Genomic DNA, 15,859 nt, shown 5'->3' with positions numbered 1-15,859 from the left:
AGGTGCAGAGAATAGGTGTATTCGTATGTCATTGTGGTACCAATATTGCAGCCACAGTTGATGTAAAAAAAGTAGTAGAGATGGCAGCAAAAGAGCCAGGCGTTGTTCATGCGGAAGATTATCAGTACATGTGCTCCGAAGCAGGACAGGCCAAGATCATTAACGCCATCCATGAAAAAAATCTGACAGGAATCGTAGTCTGTTCCTGTTCCCCGCGTATGCATGAGGCTACCTTTAGAAAGGCAGCACAGAAAGCGGGATTAAACCCATATATGGTAGAGATTGCCAATATCCGTGAGCATTGCTCCTGGATCCACAAGGATATGGAAGAGGCTACCTTAAAGGCAGTGATCCTTGCAAGAGCCGCAATCGCAAAAGTAAATCTGGATGCTCCTCTTCAGCCAGGCGAGAGCCTTGTAACCAAACGTGCTCTTGTAATCGGCGGAGGTATTGCCGGAATCCAGTCAGCCCTTGACATTGCAGAGGCTGGTTATGAGGTTGATATTGTGGAGAAGCTTCCAAGTATCGGTGGAAGAATGTCCCAGCTGGACAAGACCTTCCCAACTCTGGACTGCTCTGCATGTATCCTTACACCGAAAATGGTAGAGGCAGCAGCACATGAGAAAATCAACATCTATACATACAGTGAAGTTGAGAAGGTAAGCGGCTTTGTAGGTGACTTCACCGTTGATATCCGCAAGAAAGCAAGAAGCGTGGATATGAGCAAATGTACCGGATGCGGCGTTTGTTCTGAGAAATGTCCGTCCAAGAAAAATCCAAACGAATTTAACCGCGGTCTGAATAACAGAAGTGCTATCTACATTCCGTTCGCTCAGGCTATCCCAAATGTTCCGGTAATCGACCGCGAGCATTGTACCAAATTTAAAACCGGAAAATGCGGTGTCTGCTCCAAGGTTTGTGCCGCAGGTGCAATTGATTATGAGCAGAAGGATGAGATCGTTACACAGAAATATGGTGCAATCGTGGTTGCAACCGGTTTTGACGTGATTCCGCTGGATAAATATGATGAGTACGCTTACAGCCAGAGTAAGGACGTTATCACCTCTCTTGAGCTTGAGCGTATCATGAATGCAGCAGGACCTACAAAGGGGCATCTTGAGAGACTTTCCGATGGAAAAGCTCCGAAAAACATTGTATTTGTACAGTGTGTGGGAAGCCGTTGCTCTGATGAAAGAGGAAAGAGCTACTGCTCCAAGATCTGCTGTATGTACACTGCAAAACATGCAATGCTGATCCGTGACAAATACCCGGATACAAATGTAACTGTTTTCTACATTGACGTTCGTACTCCAGGCAAAAACTTCGATGAGTTCTACAGAAGAGCTGTTGAAGACTACGGTGTAAATTATGTAAAAGGCCAGGTTGGAAAGGTAATCCCACAGCCAGATGGAACTCTTATGGTTCAGGCTTCTGACCTGCTTGAAAATAAACAGATTCTTATGGAGGCTGATATGGTAGTTCTTGCAGCTGCCATCGAGCCAAACAAGGATGTAAGAAAAATTGCAACTATGCTTACCGCAAGTATTGATACCAACAATTTCCTCACAGAAGCACATGCAAAGCTTCGTCCGGTAGAGTCCCCTACAGCTGGTATTTTCCTTTCCGGTGTCTGCCAGGGACCAAAGGATATTCCGGAGACAGTTGCACAGGCTGGCGCAGCAGCAGTGAAGGCAATCGGCCTTCTTGCAAAAGACAAGCTGACCACCAACCCATGTACCGCACATTCTGACGAGCTTCTTTGCAACGGATGCTCCCAGTGTGCAAATGTGTGTCCGTATGGTGCGATTTCCTATGAGGAAAAACAGGTAAATGACCACGGAATCCGTGAGACAAGAAGAATTGCTGTTGTAAACAATGCTCTTTGCCAGGGCTGTGGTGCATGTACCGTAACCTGCCCGTCCGGAGCAATGGATCTCCAGGGATTCTCCAACAGACAGATTTTAGCGGAGGTAGATGCAATATGTCGATAGAAGCAAAAGAAGAATTCAGACCGAAGATCGTGGCATTCTGCTGTAACTGGTGCAGCTACGCAGGCGCAGACCTTGCAGGAAGCAGCCGTCTTTCTTATCCGGCTGATGTAAAGATCATTCGTGTACCATGCTCCTGCCGTGTAAATCCAATGTTCATCCTCCGTGCCTTTGAAAAAGGTGCTGATGGTGTGATCATGTGCGGCTGCCATCCGGGAGACTGCCACTACACAACCGGAAACTATTATGCGAGAAGACGTATGACACTTCTTTTTTCCATGCTGGACTTCATTGGTGTGGAAAATGGCCGTACCCGTGTTGAGTGGGTATCTGCCGCAGAAGGTGTAAAATTCTCCCAGACCATGAATGAATTTGTGGAAAAAATCCATTCTCTGGGTAAAAACGTCAGATTGGAGGATTTAAGATGCAGGAACTGATCGCTCGTGCAAAAGAACTGCTGGCTGATGGAACCGTAGCACGTGTTCTTGGCTGGAAAGCCGGAGACCTGCCTTACAATCCGGAAGCAGCATATTTCGAAACCGCTGAAAGCCTGGACGAATTTGTCTATAATGGTTTCTGCGGACAGAACTTAAGTAAAATGATGATCGAGGCTTCCAAATTAGAGGGAAAAACTCTTGTCTGTCTGAAGCCTTGTGATACCTACAGCTTTAACCAGCTGATCAAGGAACACCGTGTAGACCGTGAAAAAGCCTACATTATCGGTGTTGGCTGTAAAGGCAAGCTGGATGTGGAGAAGCTTCGTAAAATGGGCATCAAGGGAATCCAGAGCATTTCCGGCGCTGAGCTTACCGATGATTGTGAAACACTTAACGTTTCCACAATCTACGGTGACAAAACAGTTGCTTACAAGGATGCAATGATGGAGCGCTGCCATGTATGCAAAGGAAAAGAGCATATGATCTATGATGAGATCATCGGCGAATCCAAGGATACAAAGGATGCAGACCGTTTCGCAGAAGTGGAGAAAATTGAGAAAATGAGCCCGGAAGAGCGTTTCGCATTTTTCCAGAAGGAGCTCAGTAAATGTATCCGCTGTAATGCATGCCGCAATGCATGTCCAGCCTGCAGCTGTCGTAAATGTGTATTCGACAGCACCAAGTTTGACAGTGCGCAGAAGGCAAATGTGGATTCCTTTGAAGAAAAAATGTTCCACATTATCCGTGCATTCCACGTTGCAGGAAGATGTACAGACTGCGGTGAGTGCAGCCGTGTCTGCCCGCAGGGGATTCCGCTTCACCTGTTTAACCGTAAATTTATCAAAGATATTGATACCTTCTACGGCGAATATCAGGCAGGAGCAGATGCTGAGTCAAAAGGCCCGCTGACCAGCTTTACATTTGATGATGTAGAGCCAGGTGTAGTGGCAGAAAGGGGATAATGTATGTATAAGATTGAAAAAGAAAATCTGGAAGCATTATTCCGGAAAATCGCAGAAAGCCAAGATCTGATCCTTCCGATCAAAAAGGCAGGACAGACCAACTTCGGCCTTTGGAATGAAGAAGAAGAGGCAGACCTTGAGACCTTGAAAACCGTAAAATCCGGCAAAGACGCCTTTTTCCCACAGAGCGAAACACTTTACACCTGTGTTCGTGATGGAAAGAAGCTGACCGTAGAGCCGGAAGAGCTGAGAAGTCGTCCGTTTGTTGTATTTGGCATGAAGGCCTGCGATGTAAAAGGTGTTGCAGTTCTGGATAAGGTTTTTCTTGCTGATCCTGTTGATACCTTCTATGCAGCAAGAAGAGACCATGGAACCATCGTTGCCATGGCTTGTCATGAGCCGGAGGAATCCTGTTTCTGTAAGGTTTTTGGAACAGATGCAGCAGATCCGGAAGCAGACGCCGATGGAAAAGGAATTGCCGATGTAGCAGCCTGGATGGTGGAGGGAAGCCTTTACTGGAAAGCCCTTACGGAAAAAGGAGAGGCTCTTACAGAAGCTGTAAAAGAACTTCTTACCCCGGCTGACGGCGATCAGGCAAAAGTGGATGCTGAAAAAGAAGCAATCCATAACATTGTAGAAAAGCTTCCATATACACATCTTTCCCTGGAAGGATGGGATGGAAATGCTACAGATGCGAAGTTTAATTCTCCTGTCTGGGAGACTTTATATAAACCATGCCTGGCATGCGGAACCTGTACCTTTGTATGTCCGACTTGCCAGTGCTATGACATCAAGGATTACGACACAGGACACGGTGTAAAGCGTTACCGTTGCTGGGATTCCTGTATGTATTCCGATTTCACAATGATGGCTCACGGAAATAACCGTACCAGCCAGCTGCAGAGATTCCGTCAGAGATTTATGCACAAGCTTGTATATTTCCCTGCTAATAACAACGGTATGTACTCCTGTGTAGGCTGTGGCCGCTGCGTGGAAAAATGTCCGTCATCTTTAAATATCGTGAAGGTGATTAAGGCTTTTGAAAAGCATGGAGGTGAAAAGTAATGAGCGAGTGTACTTGTCATAAAAATTATACTCTGGATACTCTGATTCCACAGGTTGGTGTGATCACAAATATTCATGAGGAGACTCCGGATGTAAAAACATTCTGTGTAACAGCACCGGATGGAGGAAAGCTTTTTGAACATATGCCTGGTCAGTGTGCCATGGTCTGCGCCCCAGGTGTAAGCGAAGGTATGTTTTCCATTACTTCCTCACCTACGAATAAAGAGTATCAGGAATTCAGTATTAAGAAATGTGGTGAGCTGACCTCTTATCTTCACAGCCTTCAGGTGGGAGATGAGATCACAGTTCGTGGACCATATGGAAACCATTTTCCAGTAGAGGATAAGCTGAAGGGGAAAAATCTTCTGTTTATCGCCGGTGGTATCGGTCTTGCACCACTTCGTTCCGTAATCAACTACGTTCTTGACAATCGCGATGACTATGGCACTGTAGATATTCTCTACGGTTCCCGTTCCGCAGATGATCTTGTAAAATTAAAAGAAATCCAGGAAGTGTGGATGAATGCAAAAGACGTAAACGTCTACCTGACCATCGACCGTGAGCAGGAAGGCTGGGACGGACATGTTGGTTTCGTACCAACCTATCTGAAAGAAATCGGCTTCGACACCAACAAAGTCGCATTAGTCTGCGGACCGCCGATCATGATCAAATTCGTACTTCAGGGCCTTGAGGAGCTTGGATTTACAAGAACCCAGGTTTACACAACACTGGAGCTTCGCATGAAGTGCGGTATTGGTAAATGCGGACGCTGCAACATTGGATCTAAATATGTCTGCAAAGACGGACCGGTATTTAGAATGGACGAGATTGACCAGTTACCTGACGAGTACTAAGTAAACCCAAAAGTTTCAGTAAATACAAGGGGGATTTTTATGACATTGGCAGATACAGCTCATGGATCAGACTGGATACTCTGGGGCGTCTTTGCTGTCTTTGTAATTTTGACCATTGCTTTACTAAGTGGTCATGGCAGCAAATTTATTTCTGGCTATAACACTGCTTCAAAAGAAGAGAAAGCCAGATATGATGAGAAAAAGCTGTGCCGTGTATACGGAATTGGAATGGGCGTGATCGCTATTCTCCTTCTGATAACCGGACTATTTGAAAGCTTTTTGCCATCCAGTTTTGTTTATGTGCTATTAGTTTTAATTGTCATAGATGTTGTAATTATTATTATCCTGAGTAACACAATTTGTAAGAGATAGAGTTAGACAATCAGAAGAAAGGAACTCCCAAAATGGAAAATATGGTAAACGTATATTTCTTCGGTAAAAAATACACCGTACCAGCTGACCTGACCATTATGACGGCCATGGAATATGCCGGATACACTTTAAAACGCGGCTGCGGCTGCCGTCACGGCTTCTGCGGCGCCTGCGCCACAATCTACAGAATCAAAGGCGACAACGAACTGAAAACCTGTCTTGCCTGTCAGACGCAGGTACAGGAAGGCATGTATGTAGCAAGCATCCCGTTCTTCCCTACAGACAAGAGACTCTACAACATCGAAGACCTTCAGCCAAACCAGCAGGTCATGATGGAGCTCTACCCGGAAATTTACAGCTGTATCGGCTGTAACGCATGTACAAAAGCATGTACCCAGGGCTTAAATGTAATGCAGTACATCGCATATGCACAGAGAGGCGAGCTTGAGAAATGTGCAGAAGAATCCTTTGACTGCGTAAGCTGCGGATGCTGTTCCGTAAGATGTCCGGCAGGTATCTCTCACCCGATGGTAGGTCTTCTTGCAAGACGTCTCACAGGAAAATACATTGCTCCTAAGAGTGAGCATCTTGAAAAACGTGTAGAAGAGATCCATGAAGGCAAATACGATGATCTGATCGAGCAGATCATGCAGAAACCGATCACAGACATGGAAGAACTTTATAACAACAGAGAAATTGAGAAATAAGGAGGGCATAAAAACATGTACGCACCATATCCAGAAAATATGATGGAATCCATCAAAAAGGTAGAGGCTACAAGAGCACAGCGTATGGCAACAGAGCCAAGACGTCTGAGCGCTGATGAGAAAGATGCTCTTCTTAAGAAATTCCATCCAGACTATAACCCGGATGCATTTGCAGAAATCAAAGTAGGACCAAACAAAGGACAGAAGGCACCGCTGGAGCTGGCAGAAATGCTTCACTCCGAAAGCCGTCTTCTGAATGAAAAAATTGACCTTAACAAAATCGATTATGATGTAGATGTACTTGTAATCGGCGGCGGCGGTGCAGGCTCCTCCTGTGCCATCGAAGCACACAATGCAGGTGCCAACGTTATGATCGTGACCAAGCTTCGTATCGGTGATGCCAACACCATGATGGCAGAAGGCGGAATCCAGGCAGCTGACAAAGAAAACGATTCTCCTGTACAGCATTATCTGGACTGCTTCGGCGGCGGACATTTTGCTGCAAAGCCAGAGCTGGTAAAGAGACTTGTAATGGAAGCTCCGGATGCAATTAAATGGCTGAACGATCTTGGCGTTGAGTTCGATAAAGAAGACGATGGAACCATGATCACCACACACGGTGGCGGAACCTCCAGAAAGAGAATGCATGCTGCAAAGGATTATTCCGGATCTGAAATCATGCGTACTATCCGTGACGAGGTTCTGAACCTTGGCATTCCGGTAGTAGAATTTACTTCCGCTGTGGAGCTTCTGAAAGATGAAAAAGGACAGACAGCAGGTGCTGTTCTTCTTAACATGGAAACCGGCGATTACTCCGTCGCAAGAGCAAAAACAGTTGTCATTGCAACCGGCGGAGCAGGAAGAATGCACTATCAGGGATTCCCTACCTCTAACCACTACGGCGCAACCGCAGATGGTCTTGTACTTGGTTACAGAGCAGGTGCTTCCCTTCTTTATCAGGATTCCATCCAGTACCATCCAACTGGTGCCATTTATCCGTCCCAGATCCTTGGCGCACTGGTAACAGAGAAAGTTCGTTCCGTTGGCGCGCAGCTTGTAAATGCAAACGGAGAAGCCTATATTCACCCTCTGGAAACCCGTGACGTCAATGCTTCCGGTGTTATCCGTGAGTGTGAGGAAGGTCGTGGCGTAGAGGTTCCTGGCGGACTGAAAGGTGTATGGCTGGATACTCCGATGATTGAGATCCTTGGAGGAGAGGGAACTATTGAGAAGAGAATCCCGGCAATGTTCCGTATGTACATGAACTACGGCGTTGACATGAGAAAAGTGCCGATCGTGATCTATCCTACTCTTCACTACCAGAACGGTGGTCTGGAAATCGATGGAGACGGATTTACCAAAGAAATCCCGAACCTTCTGGTTGCAGGAGAAGCTGCAGGCGGAATCCATGGAAGAAACAGACTGATGGGTAACTCTCTTCTGGACGTAATCGTATTCGGAAGAAATGCCGGTAAAAAGGCAGCTGCAAAATGCAAAGAGGTAGAGCTTGGAGAAATGAACCTGGATCATATTTACGCATATGAGAAAGAGTTAAAAGCAGCAGGAGCAGAGACCGATAAAGTATCTCCGTTACTGCTTCCAAACTATGCCCGTCATGAGCAGAGATAATAACCAGATAGTTAAAAAGAACTTCCGGTACCGTTAAATTGCCGGTATCGGAAGCTTTTTATATAATGTAAAAGGATATGTCGCCTTTTGGCGGTATGCCAGAAATGAAAGAAGGGAGCTTACCAAAATGCGTGAAGTAGAAGTAAGCAGACTTACAGACGTCATCGAAAAACTCTGTATCGAAGCAAACGAACATCTTCCGGAAGACGTAAAATGCGCTATCAAAACATGCCGCGCATGCGAAGACGGAGAGATTGCCAAGGGTATTCTTGACAATATTATTGAGAATTTTGATATTGCAGATAACGAAAATGTACCGATCTGTCAGGATACAGGAATGGCATGTGTGTTCCTGGAAATCGGACAGGATGTGCACTTTGTTGGCGGAGATCTTACTGATGCCATCAATGAAGGTGTACGCCGCGGATATACAAACGGATATCTTCGCAAATCTGTTGTAAAAGATCCTGTACGTCGTGGAAACACAGGAGACAATACACCGGCTATGATTTATACAGAAATCGTTCCTGGCGATAAAGTGAAGATCACAGTGGGCCCGAAAGGCTTCGGAAGTGAGAATATGAGTATGATCCGTATGTTCAAGCCATCTGCAGGACTTCAGGGAATCAAAGATTTCATTCTGGAAGTCGTTGAGACAGCAGGCCCGAATCCATGCCCTCCGATGGTTGTAGGGGTTGGAATCGGTGGAACCTTTGACAAATGTGCTCTTCTTGCAAAGAAGGCACTGATGCGTCCTCTGGATTCCCACAATCCGGATCCATTCTATGCAGAGCTGGAAGATGAAATGCTGGAGAAAGTAAACAAGCTTGGAATCGGACCACAGGGCTTTGGCGGAAAGACCACAGCCATCGGTCTGAATATTGAGACAATGCCTACTCACATTGCGGGAATGCCATGTGCAGTCAACATCAACTGCCACGTTACCCGCCACAAAACGGAGGTGATCTGATCATGGAAAGAAGACATATTACACTGCCTCTGACGGAAGAACTGGCAAAAACCCTTCACGCAGGAGATCAGGTTCTCCTTACCGGAACCATCTACACATCCCGTGACGCAGGTCACAAGCGTATGTGTGAGGCTCTTGCAAAAGGCGAAAAGATTCCTTTTGATCCAACAGATGCAACTATTTATTATGTAGGACCAACTCCTGCAAAACCAGGTCAGGTCATCGGATCTGCCGGACCAACTACCAGCGGCCGTATGGATGCCTACGCACCAACCATGATGTCTGTAGGAGCCCGCGGAATGATCGGCAAAGGAGCGCGTCTGCCTGAAGTAGTAGAAGCCATGAAAAAATATCACGGTGTTTACTTCGGAGCCATCGGCGGTGCCGGCGCCCTTCTTGCCAAATGTATCAAAAAAGCGGAGCTTATCGCATACGAGGATCTGGGCGCAGAAGCTCTCCGTAAGCTTTACGTAGAAGATATGCCCCTTGTAGTCATTATTGACAGCGAAGGCAACAATCTTTATGAAGAGGGAAGAAAAGAGTATCTGGAAGCGCATAAAGAAAACTAATAATTGTGACGGAAATCCTGCAGAAAGTCTTTTTCAAATACGCTCCAGGCATATAAGATATATATACTCCACATATCAAAATAGATGTTTACAGAAAGCATTATTTATTCTATAATCTGAAGATATGTATACGAAAGACGAAAGAAGGAGCTTATTATGGACCATCATAAAAGGGTACAGACCTCAGAAGCATTCATAAACAGTGCATTCCTTGCAGTGTCAGGAGGATTTCAGGATGCCTATACCTATTTTACCCGCGATGGCGTTTTCTCCAACGCCCAGACCGGAAACGTGGTACTGATGAGTGAGCGGTTTATGAACGGCGAAGTGAAAGCAGGATTGCATTATCTCATTCCCCTGACCGCATTCTTTCTTGGAGTTCTGTTAGCGGAACGCATTCAGGAAAAATTCCGCTATGCCAGACGCCTTCACTGGCGCCAGGGAATCCTTCTGGTAGAGATCATCCTGCTGTTTCTGGTTGGCTTCATCCCAGGGAACCTGAACGTGCTTGCCACCACCCTGGTATCCTTCTCCTGCGCCCTTCAGGTGCAGACCTTCCGAAAGGTTGAAGGAAATGCCTATGCCAGCACCATGTGTATCGGAAATCTGAGAAGCGGCACTGCCGCTCTTTCCGCTTACATGCGTGAAAGAAAGCCACGCCTGCTTCGTCAGGCCTTATGCTACTTCGCCATTATTTTCCTGTTTGCCATTGGCGCAGGAATTGGCGGCAGACTTTCAATGGCTTACGGCGAAAGAGCCATCTGGGTATCCAGCATCCTGCTTCTCATCAGCTTCCTTTTAATGTTTATTGAGGAAATCGAAGAGGCAGAACACCGCTGGCAGTGAGAAATTAATAAAGCTTCAGTATCTTTACAATTACAAATTATAAAAAACATCCAGTCTCCATATAACGATGGCAGGCTGGATGTTTTTTTACAATATAATCTTTCACAAATTGTGAGGCACATCTTGCAGAAAGTCTTCCTCAAACATGCTCTGCAGTTTAAGATAAAATCCCTGTAGACTGTAAAAACAGAATAAACATCATAACCGGTGCAACAAAGCGGATCATGACGCGGTACAATTTTTTCCTACGGAACTTATCCCCGCTTCTTTCCATTTCGCTAATCACATAATCCGGCGTTACGACCCAGCCGATGAGAATCGTGGAAAGCAGTGCAATAAACGGCATCATAACACTGTTGCTGATGTAATCCATAATATCAAGAAGCTGTCCTACAGAACCGTTCGGAAGCTTCACTTCCACGTAGAAAATACTGTATCCCAAAGCGATAACTGCGGAAGCTGCAAGGTAGATCACAGATAAAACAAGAACTGTTTTTTTACGGCTGGTATGAAAAATTTCCATGCAGTTTGCGGTAATAGATTCCAGTACGGAAATACAGGAAGACAAGGTTGCAAAAATAGCAGTTACGAAAAACAGGATTCCTACGAAGGTACCAGCTTTTCCCATTGCAGAAAATACCTTTGGCAGGGAAATAAACATCAGGCTTGGTCCGGCACCCATTCCCTCAGTGCCGGAAAAAACATATACTGCAGGGATGATCATGGCACCTGCAAGAAAGGCAACACCTGTGTCAAAAATTTCAATCTGATGGATCGCCTTGTTTAGGTTCACTTCAGGTTTTACATAGGAGCCGTAGGTGATCATAATTCCCATGGATACACTGAGTGAAAAGAACAGCTGGCTCATGGCATCCAGCAGAATCTGCAGAAAACGCTGCACAGTCAGTCCTTCAAGGTCCGGCGTCAGATAGTAAAGAAATCCCTGTAAGCCGGTGCGAAGCTGACCGGAAGCATCCGTGTGTGAAATCGTAAGAGAATACACTGCAATCACTACGACCAGAACTAGCAGGACCGGCATCATCCATTTGGATACTTTTTCAATCCCCTTTTCCACGCCATTGTATACAATGAAAGCAGTAACCCCCATGAAAAGCAGTGCGAAGATCACCGGTGAAGTGGAAGAGGTGATAAAGGCTGTAAAATAGTCATCTGCGGCAGCTGCCTGTGCCTGACCGGTTATGTATACCACCGCATATTTGGTAATCCATCCGCCGATGACCGCGTAATAGGTCATAATAAGCACTGGTACAAGGAAGGTAAGGATTCCCAGGAACTTCCATCTGGGACGCATCTGGGTATAGGCTCCGATGGCACTCTTCTGTGTACGCCGTCCGATCGCAATATCAGAGGTGAGAAGGGCAAATCCGAAGGTTAGTACCAGAATCAGGTAGATAATTAAAAATAAGCCGCCTCCGTCCTTTGCGGCAAGGTATGGGAATCTCCACAAATTTCCCACTCCTACAGCACTTCCGGCTGCAGCCAGGACAAAACCAAGCTGTCCTGAAAAATGGTTTGATTTCTTTTCCATTACATTTGTTTCCCCCTTAATGTTGTAAGAATAGGATAACATATGACAAGATAATAGTAAAACAAATACTTAAATTTTTAGCAAGCAGAAAGGAGTATAAGTTATTGTCCACTTCGTTCACAGCAACACGCTCCGCGATGGCATTGAACATGGCGATACAGATAAGACCATCGAGAGCTTCACGAAAATTCATTCGTTAAGCGATAGCCCCCTTCAATTAAGTTGATAAAATTTAACAAAGTATATCGAGAATATTTCTCTGTATTTACTACAGTGAAAATGGGACTTACAAATGGAAAAATGAATTAAAGTACATAATATAGGACTTATATATAGGGAAATCCATTTTTTACCAGATAAATTGTACTTTATTAAAAGCATTCCCCAAACCGATTGACTAAGAAATAACAATCTCGTATACTACAATCGTTAAACTAATAACAATTCTTCAATATACGCGGAGAACTATAAAATAAAGAAAGAGGTACAAGAATGAAAGATTTTGCACAGTGGGAAGGCTTCGAAGGAAGTCGTTGGAAAGAACAAATTAACGTTCGTGATTTTATCCGTCACAATTATACCCCTTATGACGGAGACGATTCTTTCCTGGAAGGCCCGACCGAGGCTACTGACAAACTGTGGGGAAAGCTGCAGGAGCTGCAGAAAGCAGAGCGTGCCAACAATGGTGTGCTTGACATGGAGACAAAGGTTGTCACAGGCCTGACCGCATACGGACCAGGATATATTTCTGAAGACCTGAAGGATCTTGAGAAGGTTGTAGGACTTCAGACAGACAAGCCTCTGAAACGTGCATTTATGCCATACGGCGGAATCAAAATGGCTGAGCAGGCATGCGAAATGTACGGCTACAAGGTAGATCCTCAGATCCACGATATGTTTACAAAATATGAGTTCAAAACACATAACCAGGGCGTTTTTGACATTTATACACCAGAAATGAAAAGAGCACGTCACAGCCACATCCTTACCGGACTTCCGGATACTTATGGACGTGGACGTATCGTTGGCGATTACAGACGTGTGGCTCTGTACGGTATTGACGCTCTGATCGCAGGCAAGGAGAAAGACTTTGCAGACAGCGACCGCCAGGGTATGAGACGTTATGATTTCCAGCTTCGTGAGGAAATCGCAGATCAGATCCGCGCTCTTAAAGGAATGAAAGAGATGGCAAAGGTCTATGGTTATGATATTTCAGAGCCTGCAAAGAATGCTCATGAGGCATTCCAGTGGCTGTACTTTGGATATCTTGCAGCAATTAAGACCCAGAATGGTGCTGCAATGAGTGTTGGACGTATCTCCACATTCCTTGATATCTATATTGAAAGAGACCTTAAGAATGGCGTGATCACTGAGAAAGAGGCACAGGAGCTTGTTGACCACATGGTAATGAAATTCCGTATGGTTAAATTTGCAAGAATTGAGTCCTACAACCAGCTGTTCTCCGGTGACCCGGTATGGGCAACTCTTGAGGTTGCAGGTATTGGTGTTGACGGACGCCATATGGTTACCAAGAATGACTATCGTTTCCTTCATACTCTTGAGGATATGGGACCGGCTCCGGAGCCAAACCTTACTGTTCTTTATTCTTCCAAGCTGCCGGAAAACTTCAAGAAATATGCTGCTAATATTTCTGTTACAACAAGTTCTATCCAGTATGAGAACGATGATGTTATGCGTCCGGTATGGGGCGATGATTATTCCATCTGCTGCTGTGTATCTGCTACTGAGACTGGTAAGGAAATGCAGTTCTTTGGAGCTCGTGCAAATCTTGCAAAATGCCTCCTTTACGCGATCAACGGTGGTGTGGATGAGAAGTTAAAGACTCAGGTAGGACCGGAGTACAAGCCGATCACTTCCGAGTATCTTGATTATGATGAGGTTATGCAGAAATATGACCAGATGATGGACTGGCTGGCTCATCTGTATGTAGGAACTCTGAACATGATCCACTATATGCATGATAAATATTACTATGAGGCAGCTGAGATGGCGCTTATCGATACCAAGGTTGAGCGTTCTTTTGCAACAGGTATTGCTGGATTTTCACATGTAGTAGATTCTCTGTCTGCTATTAAGTATGCGAAGGTAAAAGCTATCCGTGATGAGGATGGAATTACCACTGATTTCCAGGTTGAGGGTGATTTCCCACGCTATGGTAATGATGATGACAGAGCAGATGAGATTGCAAGAAATCTGCTTTCCACCTTCATGGATAAACTGAAACACATCCATACCTACCGTGATTCCAAGCCAACCACTTCTATTCTTACCATTACCTCTAACGTTGTTTATGGTAAAGCTACCGGAGCTCTTCCGGATGGAAGAAAGGCTGGAGAGCCTCTGGCACCTGGAGCAAACCCATCTTACGGAGCAGAGCAGAACGGACTTCTTGCTTCACTGAACTCTGTTGCAAAGCTTGACTATGAGGATGCACTGGATGGAATTTCCAATACACAGACCATTAATCCGGAAGCTCTTGGACATAGTGATGAAGAGCGTACAGATAATCTGGTACATGTACTGGACGGATATTTCAACCAGGGTGCACATCACCTGAACGTAAATGTATTTGGCAAAGAGAAACTGATCGATGCTATGGAGCATCCGGAAAAAGAGGAGTATGCAAACTTCACTATCCGTGTTTCCGGTTATGCAGTTAAGTTTATCGATCTGACAAGAGAGCAGCAGTTGGATGTTATTGCCAGAACCTGCCACGACAGAATGTAAGTCTGATATTTTAAAATAGTATCGGCGAAACAAAAGGGCATGCAATACAATATATGTTAGAGGTTGCATGTCCTTTTTATAAATATGAATGCAAAGGAATTAGAAATGTTAAAAGGCTATGTTCATTCTCTGGAGAGCTTCGGGTCTGTGGACGGACCTGGAGTGAGATATGTGATTTTTCTTTCTGGCTGTGCTATGCGTTGTCAGTTCTGCCATAATCCGGATACCTGGAATATGACAGATGGAAAAGAGTACACTACGGATCAGCTTTTGAAGACAGCACTTCGGTTTAAGTCTTACTGGGGAGATAAGGGTGGTATCACGGTGAGCGGCGGGGAACCACTTTTGCAGATGGATTTTCTCACAGAGCTTTTCCGTAAGGCAAAGGAAGCGGGAGTCCATACTACTTTGGATACCAGCGGAAATCCTTATACGACTAAGGTGCCGTGGCATTCTAAGTGGCTGGAGCTGATGAAGTATACAGATCTTCTGCTTCTGGATATCAAGCAGATCAATGAGCAGGAGCATGTGAAGCTTACCGGGCAGACCAATACGAATATTCTTGCCATGGCCCGTGAGCTTTCGGATATGGGTAAGCCTGTTTGGATCCGGCATGTATTGGTACCGGGAGGAAGTGATAAGGATGAGTATCTGCATCAGCTGGCAGATTTTATCCATACATTGAAAAACGTTGAGCGCGTGGAAGTTCTTCCGTATCATACTCTTGGCATTTTTAAATGGGAAAAGCTGGGGATTCCTTATCCGCTGGAGGGCGTGAAAACTCCTACGCAGGAGAGGATTGATAATGCCAGACGGATTCTTGGGGCGATTTAAGAGCGTGAAAGAAAGTAAATAAAACTCCTTAAGGGGAGGCCGTTGCGGACTGGAAATGAGTTCGCAATGGCCTCTTTTAAGTTGCTATTTAGTTGGTTAAAAGTTCTTCAGGAGGGACGCATTTGGACAATGTGTATTACTCACTCGCCGGCGCAACGCTGCAGCGAACTAATCGCTAACTGCGACTAATGCGTTCGGGAGAGCCCTCACGCATAAGTCTCCGTAAGCGCTGGATTTCGCTTACGCTAAGAGCGCGCCTGAAATGGCTCGCTGGAGTAATACACATTGCCCAAATGCTGTGTGTCGGCTGGAACTGAGGTTATTTAGGA

At 45.4% G+C, this 15,859-nt stretch carries 14 protein-coding genes; 13 read left to right on the top strand and 1 reads right to left on the bottom strand.

Annotation, left to right across the window (positions count from 1 at the left end; all coding sequences use genetic code 11):
* Positions 1-2 precede the first annotated feature (2 nt).
* The 11 genes from ABHC48_RS08420 (at position 3) to ABHC48_RS08370 (ending at position 10,399) form a co-directional block, all read left to right on the top strand.
* A complete protein-coding gene (locus ABHC48_RS08420) occupies positions 3-1,991 on the top strand; it encodes a CoB--CoM heterodisulfide reductase iron-sulfur subunit A family protein (protein ID WP_173718187.1) in 1,989 nt (662 codons plus the stop codon).
* Positions 1,982-2,425, top strand: a complete 444-nt coding sequence (locus tag ABHC48_RS08415) for a hydrogenase iron-sulfur subunit (protein WP_118578139.1) — start codon at positions 1,982-1,984, stop codon at positions 2,423-2,425. The genes ABHC48_RS08420 and ABHC48_RS08415 overlap by 10 nt, the downstream gene beginning before the upstream one ends.
* Complete coding sequence (locus ABHC48_RS08410; RefSeq protein ID WP_195699521.1) at positions 2,413-3,387, top strand: 4Fe-4S dicluster domain-containing protein; 975 nt, start codon at positions 2,413-2,415, stop codon at positions 3,385-3,387. Before ABHC48_RS08415 ends, ABHC48_RS08410 begins: the two co-directional genes overlap by 13 nt.
* A 3-nt stretch (positions 3,388-3,390) precedes the next feature.
* Positions 3,391-4,452, top strand: a complete 1,062-nt coding sequence (locus ABHC48_RS08405) for a 4Fe-4S dicluster domain-containing protein (protein WP_195699520.1) — start codon at positions 3,391-3,393, stop codon at positions 4,450-4,452.
* Positions 4,452-5,306: an FAD/NAD(P)-binding protein gene (locus ABHC48_RS08400; protein WP_148461092.1), complete on the top strand. Its 855-nt coding sequence runs from the start codon at positions 4,452-4,454 to the stop codon at positions 5,304-5,306. Before ABHC48_RS08405 ends, ABHC48_RS08400 begins: the two co-directional genes overlap by 1 nt.
* Positions 5,307-5,345: 39 nt before the next feature.
* Complete coding sequence (locus ABHC48_RS08395) at positions 5,346-5,678, top strand: DUF3784 domain-containing protein (protein WP_173716027.1); 333 nt, start codon at positions 5,346-5,348, stop codon at positions 5,676-5,678.
* 32 nt (positions 5,679-5,710) lie between these two features.
* Positions 5,711-6,385, top strand: coding sequence for a 2Fe-2S iron-sulfur cluster-binding protein (locus ABHC48_RS08390; RefSeq protein WP_118578143.1), 675 nt, complete (start codon positions 5,711-5,713; stop codon positions 6,383-6,385).
* A 15-nt stretch (positions 6,386-6,400) separates the two neighbouring features.
* Positions 6,401-8,014 carry an FAD-dependent oxidoreductase gene (locus ABHC48_RS08385; RefSeq protein WP_118578144.1) on the top strand — a complete coding sequence of 538 codons (1,614 nt, stop codon included), beginning with the start codon at positions 6,401-6,403 and terminating at the stop codon, positions 8,012-8,014.
* A 127-nt stretch (positions 8,015-8,141) separates the two neighbouring features.
* The gene (locus ABHC48_RS08380; protein WP_148461094.1) at positions 8,142-8,984 is read left to right on the top strand and encodes a fumarate hydratase; all 843 of its coding nucleotides are present in this window, start codon (positions 8,142-8,144) and stop codon (positions 8,982-8,984) included.
* Between the two features lie 2 nt (positions 8,985-8,986).
* On the top strand, positions 8,987-9,553 hold the full coding sequence (locus ABHC48_RS08375) for a Fe-S-containing hydro-lyase (protein WP_118578146.1): 567 nt from the start codon (positions 8,987-8,989) through the stop codon (positions 9,551-9,553).
* 156 nt (positions 9,554-9,709) lie between these two features.
* The gene (locus ABHC48_RS08370) at positions 9,710-10,399 is read left to right on the top strand and encodes a YoaK family protein (RefSeq protein ID WP_118578147.1); all 690 of its coding nucleotides are present in this window, start codon (positions 9,710-9,712) and stop codon (positions 10,397-10,399) included.
* Between the two features lie 157 nt (positions 10,400-10,556).
* On the opposite strand, the gene ABHC48_RS08365 is transcribed toward ABHC48_RS08370, so the two are convergent.
* Positions 10,557-11,948, bottom strand: a complete 1,392-nt coding sequence (locus tag ABHC48_RS08365; protein ID WP_195699519.1) for a sodium-dependent transporter — start codon at positions 11,946-11,948, stop codon at positions 10,557-10,559.
* A 492-nt stretch (positions 11,949-12,440) separates the two neighbouring features.
* Here ABHC48_RS08365 and pflB point away from each other — a divergent pair, with 492 nt between their 5' ends.
* Together pflB and pflA are read left to right on the top strand one after the other, a co-directional pair.
* Positions 12,441-14,696: a formate C-acetyltransferase gene (gene pflB, locus ABHC48_RS08360; RefSeq protein WP_173718182.1), complete on the top strand. Its 2,256-nt coding sequence runs from the start codon at positions 12,441-12,443 to the stop codon at positions 14,694-14,696.
* 105 nt (positions 14,697-14,801) lie between these two features.
* Positions 14,802-15,530 carry a pyruvate formate-lyase-activating protein gene (gene pflA / locus ABHC48_RS08355; RefSeq protein WP_195699518.1) on the top strand — a complete coding sequence of 243 codons (729 nt, stop codon included), beginning with the start codon at positions 14,802-14,804 and terminating at the stop codon, positions 15,528-15,530.
* Positions 15,531-15,859: the final 329 nt, after the last annotated feature.

Source organism: Ruminococcus sp. 1001136sp1, assembly GCF_039841815.1.
GTDB lineage: Bacteria > Bacillota > Clostridia > Lachnospirales > Lachnospiraceae > Blautia_A > Blautia_A faecis.
Note: the sequence above shows the minus strand (reverse complement) of the source record. Positions and strands in the feature narration are given on the sequence as shown.